Source organism: Blastocatellia bacterium (assembly GCA_016713405.1).
In the GTDB taxonomy this organism is placed as follows: domain Bacteria; phylum Acidobacteriota; class Blastocatellia; order Chloracidobacteriales; family JADJPF01; genus JADJPF01.
Genome location: JADJPF010000020.1, coordinates 205,255 through 219,251, shown reverse-complemented (window position 1 = coordinate 219,251; position 13,997 = coordinate 205,255). Strand labels below are relative to the sequence as shown.

At 35.1% G+C, this 13,997-nt stretch carries 14 protein-coding genes; 5 read left to right on the top strand and 9 right to left on the bottom strand.

Features of this window, described 5'->3' with window-relative positions:
- Window positions 1–186: 186 nt before the first annotated feature.
- On the bottom strand, window positions 187–1,710 hold the full coding sequence (locus IPK14_19310) for a phosphoesterase (GenBank protein MBK7995445.1): 1,524 nt from the start codon (window positions 1,708–1,710) through the stop codon (window positions 187–189).
- Between the two features lie 506 nt (window positions 1,711–2,216).
- On the opposite strand from IPK14_19310, the gene IPK14_19305 reads away from it, so the two are divergent.
- Window positions 2,217–3,218: a cupin-like domain-containing protein gene (locus tag IPK14_19305; GenBank protein MBK7995444.1), complete on the top strand. Its 1,002-nt coding sequence runs from the start codon at window positions 2,217–2,219 to the stop codon at window positions 3,216–3,218.
- A gap of 119 nt (window positions 3,219–3,337) precedes the next feature.
- Entirely contained in the window at window positions 3,338–3,640 is a 303-nt protein-coding gene (locus IPK14_19300; GenBank protein MBK7995443.1) for a hypothetical protein, read from the top strand.
- A 44-nt stretch (window positions 3,641–3,684) separates the two neighbouring features.
- Here the strand turns inward: IPK14_19300 and IPK14_19295 are convergent, their stop codons facing one another.
- The 8 genes from IPK14_19295 to IPK14_19260 form a co-directional block, all read right to left on the bottom strand.
- Window positions 3,685–4,575: a polyprenyl synthetase family protein gene (locus tag IPK14_19295; protein MBK7995442.1), complete on the bottom strand. Its 891-nt coding sequence runs from the start codon at window positions 4,573–4,575 to the stop codon at window positions 3,685–3,687.
- A gap of 24 nt (window positions 4,576–4,599) precedes the next feature.
- Complete coding sequence (locus IPK14_19290) at window positions 4,600–5,511, bottom strand: FHA domain-containing protein (protein ID MBK7995441.1); 912 nt, start codon at window positions 5,509–5,511, stop codon at window positions 4,600–4,602.
- Window positions 5,512–5,533: 22 nt separating this feature from the next.
- Window positions 5,534–5,761, bottom strand: a complete 228-nt coding sequence (xseB, locus tag IPK14_19285; GenBank protein ID MBK7995440.1) for an exodeoxyribonuclease VII small subunit — start codon at window positions 5,759–5,761, stop codon at window positions 5,534–5,536.
- A 72-nt stretch (window positions 5,762–5,833) separates the two neighbouring features.
- Entirely contained in the window at window positions 5,834–6,607 is a 774-nt protein-coding gene (gene lpxA, locus IPK14_19280; protein ID MBK7995439.1) for an acyl-ACP--UDP-N-acetylglucosamine O-acyltransferase, read from the bottom strand.
- A gap of 35 nt (window positions 6,608–6,642) precedes the next feature.
- Window positions 6,643–7,122 carry a 3-hydroxyacyl-ACP dehydratase FabZ gene (gene fabZ, locus IPK14_19275; protein MBK7995438.1) on the bottom strand — a complete coding sequence of 160 codons (480 nt, stop codon included), beginning with the start codon at window positions 7,120–7,122 and terminating at the stop codon, window positions 6,643–6,645.
- A 67-nt stretch (window positions 7,123–7,189) separates the two neighbouring features.
- Entirely contained in the window at window positions 7,190–7,816 is a 627-nt protein-coding gene (locus IPK14_19270; GenBank protein MBK7995437.1) for an OmpH family outer membrane protein, read from the bottom strand.
- Window positions 7,817–7,916: 100 nt separating this feature from the next.
- Window positions 7,917–8,504, bottom strand: a complete 588-nt coding sequence (locus IPK14_19265; protein MBK7995436.1) for an OmpH family outer membrane protein — start codon at window positions 8,502–8,504, stop codon at window positions 7,917–7,919.
- Window positions 8,505–8,688: 184 nt separating this feature from the next.
- Window positions 8,689–10,209 (bottom strand): peptidoglycan-binding protein, encoded by a 1,521-nt coding sequence (locus tag IPK14_19260; GenBank protein MBK7995435.1) that lies wholly within the window; start codon window positions 10,207–10,209, stop codon window positions 8,689–8,691.
- Between the two features lie 645 nt (window positions 10,210–10,854).
- Between IPK14_19260 and IPK14_19255 the strand changes: the two genes are divergently transcribed.
- Genes IPK14_19255 through IPK14_19245 form a run of 3 tightly spaced genes read left to right on the top strand, consistent with a single transcriptional unit; the run spans window position 10,855 to window position 13,982 of the window.
- Window positions 10,855–12,210 carry a TonB-dependent receptor plug domain-containing protein gene (locus IPK14_19255; protein MBK7995434.1) on the top strand — a complete coding sequence of 452 codons (1,356 nt, stop codon included), beginning with the start codon at window positions 10,855–10,857 and terminating at the stop codon, window positions 12,208–12,210.
- 23 nt (window positions 12,211–12,233) lie between these two features.
- A complete protein-coding gene (locus tag IPK14_19250; GenBank protein MBK7995433.1) occupies window positions 12,234–13,286 on the top strand; it encodes a TonB-dependent receptor in 1,053 nt (350 codons plus the stop codon).
- A 15-nt stretch (window positions 13,287–13,301) separates the two neighbouring features.
- Complete coding sequence (locus tag IPK14_19245; GenBank protein MBK7995432.1) at window positions 13,302–13,982, top strand: Fe2+-dependent dioxygenase; 681 nt, start codon at window positions 13,302–13,304, stop codon at window positions 13,980–13,982.
- Window positions 13,983–13,997: the final 15 nt, after the last annotated feature.

Sequence of the window (13,997 nt, the reverse complement as noted above, 5' to 3'; positions counted from 1 at the left end):
TAACTATTTATTTTACAATAGATTAGCAAAAATGATTTAGCTCTTTTTAATGTTAAAATTGTTCGTTTCTGGGATTTATTTATGTCGGATTTGCTACTAGAAAAAAATAAGGAGAGAAAATTTTGTTTCTCAAAACGTCCTCTCCTTAAATTTTAGACAAATGAAGACAGTTTAATAAAATTTTTCTTAGATAGTGATTTTAGTTCCATCAAATTTAGTTAAGCTAAAGCCTCCAAAATCTTCTAAGAAACAACCACTTTGTCTAAGCTCAGATAAAATACCTATAGCAATACTTTCACCTATTACTGTATTTGCATCTGTACGCCAATGTACTCCAGCAGTATTTCTACATACTCCAATATTACTGGCTAATTTATCTAGTTCTCCACCTAATGTTAAAGGTGGGCCAACAAATGGAACTAGTGTTGTACCATCATCATTAGGCATTACAGGGTTAGGGATAACAAAATCCTCATCAAAAAAGGCTTTTACAACTGTAACGCCAGCAGCACCAAAGGCAGCATGCCCTGCACCATAAGCAGGATGAGTTGGACAGCCTTCAGGAAAAGCTTGTGGTAGTAAATAAGTTCCATACTTAGAAAAAGTGTCTGCTACTGCTCGGGAGTTAAGAACTTCTGGATTGATAGGATAGTTTGCTTTTCCAGTGATCATATTATGAACACGTCCACCAAATTCTTCTGGTCTAAGGCGACGGTGAACATACCATTTGTTATACCAAACTGAAGTTAAAGCTCGAATACAAGCATCTGCAATCAATGCAAAAAGAAACGGCCCTCCAAAAGTAACAAATGGCTGTGTAGTTTTTAAGTTTAAGTAAGGATTTGCTTTATCGCGTGCTGCACCTAAAGATAAAGAAATTAAAGCAGCATGATAGGGTAGTTGATAAAGCGGATCATTATGTATTGTTTCGCCTATAGCACGACCGCTAAAAATAAGTCTAGGAGTTGGATCAAACACATCTCTAGTTACAACTCTACCATTTTGTACCGATAGCCAATCTTCATACTTAACCATATGGTCTACACCTGGCATACCTATACGAAATCTTTGAGTAAAAGGAAATGCTCCATATTGAAAAGGTCTAAGCAAAAATTGGGAAATATATGGCCCAGTAATATCACCAAGCGATGTTCCTCTAAAAATTGTTTGTGGCGTAACTCGTCCGCTGAGTTTTGGCCCACGAAAATCAGACAACTGGGAAAGCTCATCACAAGCAGCAGCAATTGTTGGATCTGTATCATAACGAGAAAAAGGAATATCTCTAGTCAATGCCATCCAATAAAGTTCTACCATTTCAGCCGCTTCTTCCGCGCTATCAAATTTTGGTGCTGGTGGCAAGATAACTTGTGAAGGATCAAGCCCTTGTAACAAAAAGGCTTGGCCCCCTTGAGGGTTTTCTAATCTAAGAGTTCCTCCCATTGCAATAGCATTAAAATCATCTGCCTTACCTGTGTTAAGAGCTTTTAAGTACGTAGTATAAGCAGTAGTATCAACCTCCCCTAAATCATTATGTGGTAATGCCTTAGTATAACTAGCTATTCTATTAGGATATCTATCATCATCTCCATTATCAGTAAGAGCAGGAATAGGAGCTTTTCTTGCTAATTTTGCTGCTGTTTTACGGATCTTAAATGCTTTATCTATTCTTGCTTTACCTGTCACCGGGCCTATAGCAATCTGTGGATTAATAATATTATTTGTTTCTATTGTACTAGCCTTAACTTCTGTACTAAGCGATATTCCGTTGCTAGCTGCTATTGTAGTTGTTATTGCTATCCCTCCTACTTGGGCAAGAAATTCCCTACGTTTAACAACTGTTTTATTTGTTGTTTGTAAAGCTGTTGTTAAACTTTTACCATCTTTTTTCATTATAAAAATCTCCTTATGAATTTATCCTAAAAATAAATTATTTTAATAAATGTTAGTACGACTAATAGGAAAGATTAACAAAAATTTTTTGGGTAGTTGATAATAGAAATAAAAGGCAACTTATTATTAGCTAAAGCTATTAAAAAATAAAGCCTCTGTAACCAAATTTCAAATTTATAAAAAATTTACTAGTATAATCTTAGGTAGTTTATTGTATCTATAAAATTATTTTTAGCCATTAACTTGACAATTTAGCATCAAGTTAATATAACCCTTCATTTGATAATTCTTTACAAACCTATCAACAAAAAGGACTCCTTAAAAATATGCCAAGAAAGAAAAAAGCTATTTTGTCCCAAGAGTGGCAACAATGGATTGCTGAAAACAAAATTAAAGGAGTTTCTGATGAAATCTTAATTGGCACTTTAGTTAATGAAGGCTTTGAGCTTGAACTTGTAGAAACAGAAGTAACAAAAGCTAGCTCTCATCCTTATATTGCTGCCGCCTATCGAATAGCAGAAAAACAAAGAAAACATGAAGCTTTGATGGATTTACAAAATAACCTTGGTCTTTTATCACGCTCTTATGGTCGAATTTTTGTAGAAGAAAATCTTTCAAGAGAAGAATTTTTAGAGCTTTATTATTCTAAAAATATTCCTGTAGTAATTAATGGATTAATGAAAAATTGGCCTGCACTAAATTTATGGACGTTGGATTACTTAAAATCCAAATTTGGAGATGAAATAGTAGAAATTCAAATGGGCCGCAATCGTGATCCCATTTATGAAGAAAATTCCGACTACCTAAAACAAAAAATTAGCTTTGGTAAATATATTGATATGATTTTACAAGGCGGTGAAACTAATGATTATTATATGACAGCAAATAATCATGTAATTGAAAATGCTAAGATGAAAGCCCTTTTAGATGATATTGAAATATTTCCAGAATTTTTGCGCCCAGATCATAAGGCTAGCGAGCTATTTTTCTGGCTTGGCCCGGCTGGAACTATTACTCCACTTCATCATGACAGACAAAATATTTTTATGGCTCAAGTAATGGGTCGTAAACTTATTAAGCTTGTTGCTCCAGAGCAAACACACTTAGTCTATAATCACCGCACAGTATTTAGCCAAGTTGACTGTGAAAATCCTAATTTTGAACGATTTCCGCTATTTCAAAAAGCTACAGTAATTACAGGAATATTAAACCCTGGACAAGTACTATTTTTGCCTAATGGATGGTGGCACTATGTACGTGCATTAGATATTAGCACTACAGTTACTTTTACTAATTTTGTTTATCCAAACCCAATTTTTGAATGGTAAAACAGCCTATTTCAAGGAAATTTTCAACAAATTTTTAGCAGGTTTATTTAGTTCTTGACATCTATATGGAGTGAAAGCTATGTTATAAGCAAAATCTATGCCACACTAGGAATATTAAAATGTCAGACGACAAAATCCAAAGAGCAATGGAATTTCTTTTAGAGCAACAAGCTAAATTTGATGCCCGCCAACAAATCGCGCAACAAGATATTAATAGAATGCAAGCTGATATGCACAGAATGCAAACTGAAATGTATACAATTCGACAGGATATGAGAGAAGGTTTTGATGAAACAAGGGAAGCTATCTCACATTTAATAGCTATTAATGAAAGACTTTCTTTTGTTTGTGAAGGCTTAACTAAGGGTCTTTCTAACACTAACAAACGTGTTAAAGCACTAGAAAATAAGGCTAAATCTTAAGTTTTGCTTAGGTTATGATTAATATTTTGCTTAGGTTAACTAATTTAGCTAGCACGTTCAATAAAAAATCTGGCAATTTCCTCCAACGCCCAACCAGGTCTTGATAAAGCTTTAACTGAAGCAATAGCAGATTCCGCTAGTTCCTTTGCCCTTTTACGAGATGCTTCAATTCCATGTAAAGCAACATAAGTTGCTTTTTGCACATTAGCATCTTTTCCAGCAGTTTTACCTAACTGTTCACTAGTTGCCAATACATCTAATAAATCATCCGTAATCTGAAAAGCTAACCCAGCAGTTTTACCATAATTAGTTATTAGCTCAAGTTCATCAGGGTTTGCACCACCCATAATTGCACCAACTCGCACGGATGCAGTAATTAATGCTCCTGTTTTAGCACTATGAATATAATCTAAGGTTTCTGCTGTTACTGGTTTTCCTTCAGAAATAATGTCTACAACCTGTCCCCCAATTAGTGCATTAATAGTTCCAGCAGCACTAGCAATTTCCGTAATTACTTCAATTTTATTAAGTTGTTTTTCTGGTGGAACAACTAGTTTTGCTACCACTTCAAAAGCACGTGTAAGCAGAGCATCCCCAGCCAAGATTGCCATAGCTTCACCATAAACTTTATGACAAGTTGGACGACCTCGGCGAAGATCATCATTATCCATCGCTGGTAAATCATCATGAATTAATGAGTAGGTATGAATCATTTCTAAAGCACTAGCAATAGGATAAAGTAGCTCTGGTGCAACTTGAAAAGCTTCCCCTGAAGCAATAACTAAAATAGGACGTAGGCGTTTACCACCTGCAAACATACTATAGCGCATTGCTTGATGTATTTCTGTAGGTCGAGTGTTTTCTGTAGGTAATAGTTTATCTAACCAGCGATCAACTTCTTGACCACGATCTTGCAAATACTCTGCTAATGTCATTGAATCCTCAAATTTTTATATATTTTACCAGACCAACCGACTACGCCGAGCAATTAGATTAGCTAATTCTAGCCCATCTTGGTAGTCTTCAATGGAAAAAACTATGCTATTATTGCGACCTTGCACTACATAAACAAGGTCTGTTAGCAGACGGGTGCGGCTACGAAAAGCTTTTAACTCTACTACTTCATCCCAACTAATCATAGTAGAACGTAAAATTCCTTGATAATGAATCCCTCTACTATTAGCAGTAATGTTAATGCGGGAAAAACTCAATCCCATCATAATTAAAAACAACCCTATTAGAGCGCAAGGTACTGTCCAAATCAAGATTTGCTTAATAAATAACGCCACCGCTAAGACTAGTAGCAAAAAGCCTATGCTAAAAAGTACATACTTAAAGCGATTACGAAAAGGAAATTCCCTTTCTTCTATAAGCATACTAGAGGTTGATACTGGAGTATTTATTACTGGAGAGTTAGAAACTGGAGTGGGTTTATCTACTGAAGCAACTGCTATGTCATTATTTGGCACCAATGCCAAAGGAACAACTCTAGGATTAGAAGCAGATTTTACTAGTGAAGGCTTGGGGTTTTGTAAACTAGCAGCAATGCTTAAAGGTGTAGCTTGATTAACTAGATCAGGTGTTTCTTGGACAATAAAATCAAACTTGAGTTTAGGCCCGCCAACACCAAATTCTACTACATCCCCATTAGCTAACTTAACCTGGTCAATTCGTCTACCACTAATATAAGTGCCATTAGTAGATTTTAAGTCTTTTAAGATTACGCTTCTACCTTCTAGTAGAATTTCTGCATGTCGAGTAGAAGCCCGAGTATCATTAGCAGCTAAACGAATTTGTGAACCAGGTGCGCGACCAATAGTTAAGGGTAACGCGGTAAATGCCTCGCGTTCATCCTGTTTTAAGCCAGACATGTGTGTTACGGTTAGTCGTAGGCTAATCATTCTCGTTAGAAAAAGGTTTACTTAAAATGCTGCCATCTTGCCCTTTGACTAGTAGTTCAACTCTTCGTTCTGCTTCATCTAATTGCTGCTGACAATAGCGCGACAAGTTTATGCCTCGTTCAAATAGTTCTAAGGCACGTTGTAAGGGAAGATCGCCTGTTTCCATTTCAGCAACAATTTTTTCTAATTCTGTTAAAGAACTCTCAAAAGTTTGAGACATTTGTCCTCCCAGTCAAAATTAGCAAAATTTTTTTTATTTTAACCTGAATGTTAGCGATTAGCACCTAGATATTTATTTAATTACGCCTCGTTGGGAAGACTCTATAAATTTAATTAAATAATCTATTTCTGCAATGCCTTCTAATTCTGTTTTAATTCGCTCTAAAGCCTGTGTAGTGTTTAACTTAGATGTAAGGAGTAACTTAAAAGCATGTCCTATTTGTCCAAGTAATTCACTAGAAAAACCTCTACGTTTTAATCCAATAGTATTTGGCCCATAGCATTTAGCATGATTTCCAACAGAACGAGCATAAGGTAGAGCATCTTTTACTACTACAGAATAAGCACCTATAAAGGCATGTTCACCAATACGGCAAAATTGATGTATTCCGCTATAGGCTCCAATTGTAACATTGTCAGCTACTTCAACATGTCCAGCTAAAGAAGCACCATTAGCAAAGATTACATTACTGCCAACTACACAATCATGAGCAATATGGGACTGAGCCATAAAAAAGTTATCATCTCCAACTTTTGTTAGCCCACCACCGCCAACCGTGCCACGATGAACAGTAACAAACTCACGAAAAACATTTCTTTTACCAACAATTAGTTTTGTTTCCTCACCTTTATATTTTAAGTCTTGAGGAATTTGCCCTAAACAAGCATAAGGAAAAAGCTTACTGTCTTGTCCAATTTCTGTTGGCCCTTCTACACAAGCATGTGCGCCAATTTCTACATTGTCATGTAGAATTACGCCATCACCAATAATTGCATAAGGGCCTACTTTAACAGTTTCGGCTAATTCTGCTTGAGGGCTAATAATCGCACTAGGATGTATTGCCACTTTTGTAAAGCCTCCAAACAATTAGCTTTTTTTAGTTATTTTATTAATATCCAAAGGTTTTTTGATTCTAAAGAGTTACGATCAACAATAATTGAGCTAACTTCTGCTTCTGCTACTAACTTATCATCTACATAAGCTTCGCCCCAGAGCCGACAAAGACGGCTTCTTAGCTTTAGTAGCGTCATTTTAAGCTTAAGTGTATCACCTGGTACAACTGGGCGGCGAAACTTTGCTTTATCAATTCCAGTAAAAAGCATTATTTTTGTTTGAGGTTCATCTATTGTTCCAAGTAGTACAAGTCCTCCAGCTTGAGCCATTGCTTCAATTATTAATACACCGGGCATAACAGGCGCGTCAGGAAAATGCCCTTGAAAAAAAGGCTCATTGAAGGTGACATTTTTTATTGCTGTAATACTTTTTCCAGGATCAAATTCTATTACTCGATCAATTAATAAAAAAGGATAGCGATGAGGTAAAATTTGTTGTATTTGGGTTGAGTCTAAGATTATTTCCATAAGATTTTTTTCTAGTGTAAAATTTTTAAGCCACAGTTTTATCTGTGGCTTAAAAGTTAAGCAGCTTTTATTTTTGTGCCGGTTCAGGTGGTGCGCCTGCAACAGGGTTTAACTTATTATATTCCTTAATAAAATCTTCTGTAACATTTATTGCGGGATTAAGAAATACTAGCCCACCTTGTGCAGCAGCAGGTAAATCAAAAATTACAACAATTTGACGTTGACTAGCATAGGACTCTAAAAACTTACTTAATTTTTCTTGAATAGGCCCTAATACTAATTGTGAGCGTTTTTCTACATCTTGTTGATAATCTTCTTTTTCGCGTTCAAATTCTTTTTTTAAGCCATTAAATTGGTCTTGTTTTTGGCTAAAAACTTCTGGCTTTATATTTCCACCAGCAGCTTTTATTTCTTCCTCTAACTTAACCATTTGGCTTTGCAAACCTTCTATTTTTTGGCGACGTGGTTGGAATTCAGCTTCTAATTTATCTATTTGCTTTTTCATTTCCCCAATTCCTTCAGCAAATGCACGTGAATCTATCACAGCAACTTTGCCTTCTGATAAAGGAGCTATTGAGCCAGTGCCACCACCAGCTTTATTTTGTGCAGTTGATTTTACTGCTGATCCTTGAGCAAAACTACTTACTGAACTAATAAGTAAAATTACAACTATTAATAATAATTTTTTAATCATACTACCTCATAAAATAAACTATATTTTTTACCTAAACCTACTTACCAAAATGATAAATTTTTAGGTTATACAAATTCTACATTTATAAACTTACTCAACATTATTGTGGAGGTTGAGGAGGTGCGCCGCTAGAGACTTGCTTGTTATATTCTTTAATAAAATCTTCTGTGATATTTGTCCCTGGATTTAAGAATACTAATCCAGCTTGTGCAGCAGGAGCAAGATCAAAAACTACTACAATGTCTCGAGTAGCAGCATAGCTTTCCAAAAATTTTAGCACCTTTTCTTGTAAAGGCCCTAAAGCAATTTGTGAGCGTTTTTGATAATCTTGTTGAAAATCTTCTCTCTTGCGTTCAAATTCTTTTTTCAATGATTGTAATTTATCAGCCTTTTGCCTACCAGCAGTTGGATCTTTTTCTTTTCTTACATCATCATCTAAGGTGACTAATTGTTGTTGCAAACCTTCTAATTCTTTTAGACGCGGTTGAAATTCACCTTCTAGTTTGTCTAGTTGCTTTTTCATTTCTGTAATTCCTTCGCCAAAAGCACGGGAATCTAGTATAGCAACTTTACCTGTAGGCAAATTACTATTGCCTTGAGCAGTGCTTTTTACTGCTGAACCTTGGGCATAAGTCATTACAGTTAATGTAAAGACCATTAATATAACCGCAAAAAAACGCTTAACCATAAGTTTTTTAAAAACTCCCTTTCAAAAACAATGAAAAATATTAGCTCTACTTACTTTAATTTAGGATGTTTGTTAGTAGGTAACAGGCAAGCAAGTAAAATAAATTCTCATTATAACTAACTACTATTTTCAGCGCAACCAAAGCAAAAAGAAAAAACTATTACTATATTATTCACTTAGTCAATTATTCGTTATCTATAATACCCAAGCTTAATGCTGTAGGGTAATCAATTAGTCCTGTTGGACGTAAATTGTTATCATTTTGATAGCTGATAATAGCCCGTTTTACAGATGGACTAATGCGGCTTCTAGGGATTGAGTTTAAGTAACCTAATTCCTTTAGTTTTACTTGGGCTTGATATATAGTGTTAGAGTCTGTAAATATTTTATCTTGCTGAGTTTCACTAAACTTAGGCTGCTCAGCTAAATTTGCATTAGCAATACGTAAGGGTTGTGTTAAGAGCAGTCCAAATTCTGTACCTGGTTTTACTATTGCTTCTTGACCCTTAGTAAGTAGCACTCCTAGCACTCCTGCTCCTACACCAATTGCAGCACCAATTCCAGCACCCTTACCACCCCCAGCAATAGCGCCAATTGCAGCACCTCCGGCAGCACCTCCACCAATAAAAACGGCTGTGCGTTTGCCAGAAGAGCCTTCTACATGGCCTTCGCTATCAATCTTACTTTCGTCTTTATTTAAGCTAGTTAATTCTCCAACAACACTTATTGCACGTTTAGAAGGTAAAACTAGTCGTTCAAAATTTATTCCAATAGTTCCAGATTTATTTCCTTTTTTGGCTGGTTCAACAGAAATTACTCGTCCTATTACTGTACATCCCGCAGGTAAAACCGATAATTGATTAGCTTTAACATCTTCAAATAATTCGGCCTCAAATTTATCACCTATTTTAGCCGTAGCAGAACTAAGCTCTGACTTCATTCTTAGCTTTAGAATTGTGTCTGGAGAGATAATAATTTCTTTTCTAGTAACAGTAATTTTATCATCTATGGATTTATTACTTGTTTTATTAACTTCGTCTTGTGAATCATTAGAATTACTTGTTTGAGATTGTGGAATTGGCAAAGTTTTTGGTGGATTAGATTTACTTTGACCACGATCACCAATACTAGAATTATTACTAGATAAACTTTCATTACACCCACAAGGAACATCTATTTCACCAAGGTCTTCTTTGCCTTCACCAAAGGCTTTCCATTGTCCACGAGTAGGGGCGCATTTACTAGTAAAAGAAAATCCAAAACTTTTATCCCCTATAGCTGTAGCATCGCCATTAGGAATAATTGGGTAAGTAGGGCTAAATTCTAGCCCTGATAACTTGCCTTTGCCTATTTTGCTATCATAAAAATCGCTTGATTCTGAAACTTGCCATCCATCAGACTCTAAATTTTCTATTGACTTATAAGCTTTTTCACCACAAGGAAAAATTAATCTAAACCTCTCTATTGATTTATAGTTTAATCGTCCATTATCAAGTTGTTCTAAAGTATAACTATATAAATAACTATCTTTATTACGACTAACCAAAACACTTACCTTAAATCGAAACTCAGAACGTTCATTAGCAGAATTACGCGATAACTTTGGACGCTGTTGTTGTGCTGAAATATTAAGAGGTAAAAAAGAAAAAATAAGCATCAACACAAGACAAAAGCTTTTGATTTTTAGGCTAGATTGGCAAAGCATTAATTTCTCCTTATAAAAAGAAGTGTTTTAACACAGCTTTATAATTTATTGATTTACAATGAGTTATATACTAATTTTTGTTAAATTAGCTGTTGTGCAACTCGTTAGACGATTCTATAAACAGAAGTGTTGGCTAGTAAATAAAAACATTTCTCCTAAATTCCTCTTTCTAATTTTTTATCCTTGGCTAAAAAAAATTGGAGAAACTTATTGACATAGAAAAAGCTGTTATATTAATCTTGTAAAGATTTTGAAAAAGACTTTCAAAATCGTGTTCGGCTTGTAACTAGAACCTTTGATGCGGCAACATCAAAGGTTCTTTTGCACAAACTTTGTATTGTGTGGGTCACAAACAAATAAGAGGTGTGCTGGGGCCTATCCTACCACACTTCTTATTCATTACCAAACAATCTATTCATAACAAAAGGGCTAAATAGTTTAACTTCTTAAATTTATTTTAAGGCTATTCTGTCTTTCTAATTAACTACTTTATTATTTAGTTAATACTATTATTTCTTAAATTTATATGATTAATTCAACCATTATTCTTAATGTTTATTTCATTCAATCATTTTATTTAAATAATAACCTTGCCATTAGCAAAATCTGCTAATTTTTGGCGTTTTTTAAGGAGAAAGTAAATCAATGAAAAAGAAGATTTTTCAAGCTAGGCAATCTAAAAAATCAAAAACTTTATTAGCTCTTGGTACTCTAGGAACATTGCTAATATTTCCAACATTTGATAACACCTTTAAGCCTGTTTATGCTTGGGATTTGTCCACTTTAGCCGCTCAAACTCAAGAAAATAAAAATTACAACTTTAATATTCCTGCTAGCACAGTTGGGACAGCATTAGCTGATTTTGAAAAAACTACAGGCCAACAAATATTAATTTCAAATAATGCTATTAAAGATATTGCTTCACCTGGCGTTACTGGAAGTTTTTCACCTGAAGAAGCATTAAAACAAATCTTAAAAGGAACAAATGTTACTTATAAAACTCTTGGTACAGGAGTAATATCTATTGAACTTACAGCGACTTCCGATGTAATAGAAGTTACTGATAATGTCCAGATATTAACTTCCCCAAAATTTACTGAACCTCTAAGAGATACTCCACAAACTATTAATATTGTTTCTAAGCAAACCTTACAAGATCAAGGTGTTACAACTCTGCGTGATGCACTACGCAATGTTGCAGGTGTAAGTTTAGCGGCTGGTGAAGGTGGAAACCAAGGCGATAATTTAACAATTCGTGGTTTTGGCGCACGTAATGACCTATTTATCGATGGAATGCGTGATTTTGGTAATTATTTCCGTGATTCGTTTAATGTTGAACAAGTTGAAGTATTAAAAGGCCCTTCATCTGTAACCGTTGGACGTGGTTCTACAGGTGGTGCAGTTAACCAATCTTATAAAATCCCACAATTAAGATCTTTTGTTGATGGCACAGTAGAATTTGGTAGTGATGAAACAAAGCGAGTAACTTTAGATATAAATGAACCCGTTGCTAAATTAGGTAAAAACACAGCTTTTAGACTTAATTTGATGGGACATTATTCCCAAGTTGCAGAACGCGACATTGCAGAAAACCGCCGTTATGGTTTTGCTCCATCCTTAGCTTTTGGTATTGGAACAAAGAGACAAATAAATCTTAACTATTTCCATCAATCTGCTAATGATATTCCTGATTATGGAATTCTTTATTTATTTGACCGCCCTGCACCAGTTGATAGAAGCAATTACTATGGTTTTAGAAATGCTAATTTCTTAAGAACTAATGTTGATATTGGCTCTATTAAATATGAAGAACAATTTAATGATAATTTTGGTATTCGTAACCAGCTACGTTATACAAAATATACTCGTGAAGGCTTAATTACCGCTCCACGCAATACAGGAACCGTTACTTTAACAACACCTCTTGATCAAATTAGGGTAAATCGAAATCAAGTTTCTATAGATGCGGAAGAGTCTTTTTACAAAATCAATTTGATGTAACTACGAAATTTCAAACAGGCTTTATCAAATACACTATAGTTGCAGGCTTAGAAGGTTCTCGTGAAACTTCTAAAGTTTTACGCCTTACTTTTACTGGTGTTCCTACAGCAAGTTTATTAAATCCAAATACTAATGAGCCTTTTTCTGGTATATCAACAGCAACTTCCAATACTCGCACTACCAGCACCACCTTTGCTACTTATTTCTTAGGTACAGTAAAATTAGCAGAAAGAGTTGAATTAGTAGGTGGTGTTCGCTTTGACCGCTTTGATGTAAATTTTGAGCAATTTCTTGGCACTCCTCCAAACCGAGGTAAATTTAACCGTTTAGATGAAGTTGCTACTTATCGTGGTGCGTTAGTTATCAAACCAATGGAAATTGGCAGTCTTTATTTTAGCTATAGCACATCTTTTAATCCTTCTGCTGAAGCGTTTGCACTTAATGCTAATACTACAAATATTAAACCAGAAGAAAATAGAACTTTTGAAGTTGGCACAAAATGGGATTTACTAGCAAAAAGATTCTCTGTTCGTGCTGCTGCATTTAGAGTAGAAAAAACTAATGCTCGTGAAACAGATCCTAGAAATCCTTTGTTAACTGTTCTAGCAGGTGCGCAAAGAATTGATGGTTTTGAGTTTGAAACCAATGGAAGAATAACCGATAAACTACAAATCAATACTAGTTATGCTTTCTTGGATAGTGAAGTTTCTGCTTCCAGATTTTTCCCTGACACAGTTGGTAATCAATTAGCTAATGTTCCAAAAAATACAGCTAGTATTAACACTACCTATGACTTACCTTTCCGCTTAAATACCGGTGTTAGCATAAGATTTGTTGATAGCCGTAATGCAAGCTCAACTGCTCCAACTGACCCAATTACAGGACGCATTAGAAAAGTAGATAGCTACACTGTAGCAGATATGTTTGTTAAACGTAGAATTAATGAACATGCTGAAATACAAGTCAACGTTTACAATTTAAGTAACAAGTTTTACATTGATCAACCTCACCCAGCACATTTAGTGCCTGGTGCAGGACGTTCGGTTAAAGTTGGACTTAATTTCAAATTACGATAGTTGGAGATTTAGCTAGTGTTACTCTCAATTCCAGAAGTATTAAACACCGAGCAAGTTAAACAGGCTCGGCAAATGCTAGACAAAGCTAAATGGGTTGATGGCCGCATCACAGCAGGCCATCAATCTGCAAAAGCTAAAAATAATTTACAAATTCCAGAAGATCATCCAATAGCACAAAAACTAGGCCAAATAATTATTTCCTCGTTACAAAAAAACGCTTTGTTTATTTCGGCGGCATTACCTGCTAAGGTTTTTCCGCCTTTATTTAACCGCTATCAAGGCGGCCAATCATTTGGAACACACGTTGATAATGCTATCCGCCAAGTACCAAATACTGCTTATTACATTCGCACAGATCTTTCCGCTACACTTTTTTTTAGTGAACCAAATGAATATCAAGGCGGAGAGCTTGTAATAGAAGATACTTATGGAGTCCAACAAATTAAATTACCTGCTGGACATTTAATTTTGTATCCAGCAACCAGCCTCCACCACGTCCGACCAGTTACAGAAGGCTCACGTATTGCATCATTCTTTTGGATTCAAAGCATGGTTCGTGATGATGGAGAACGAACACTACTTTTTGATTTAGATACAGCTATTCAAAAATTAAATAAAGATTTGCCAGATCATCCATCAGCTATACAACTTACAGGCGTTTACCATAATTTATTAAGACGCTGGGCAGAGGTTTAATTTTATAAATTACTT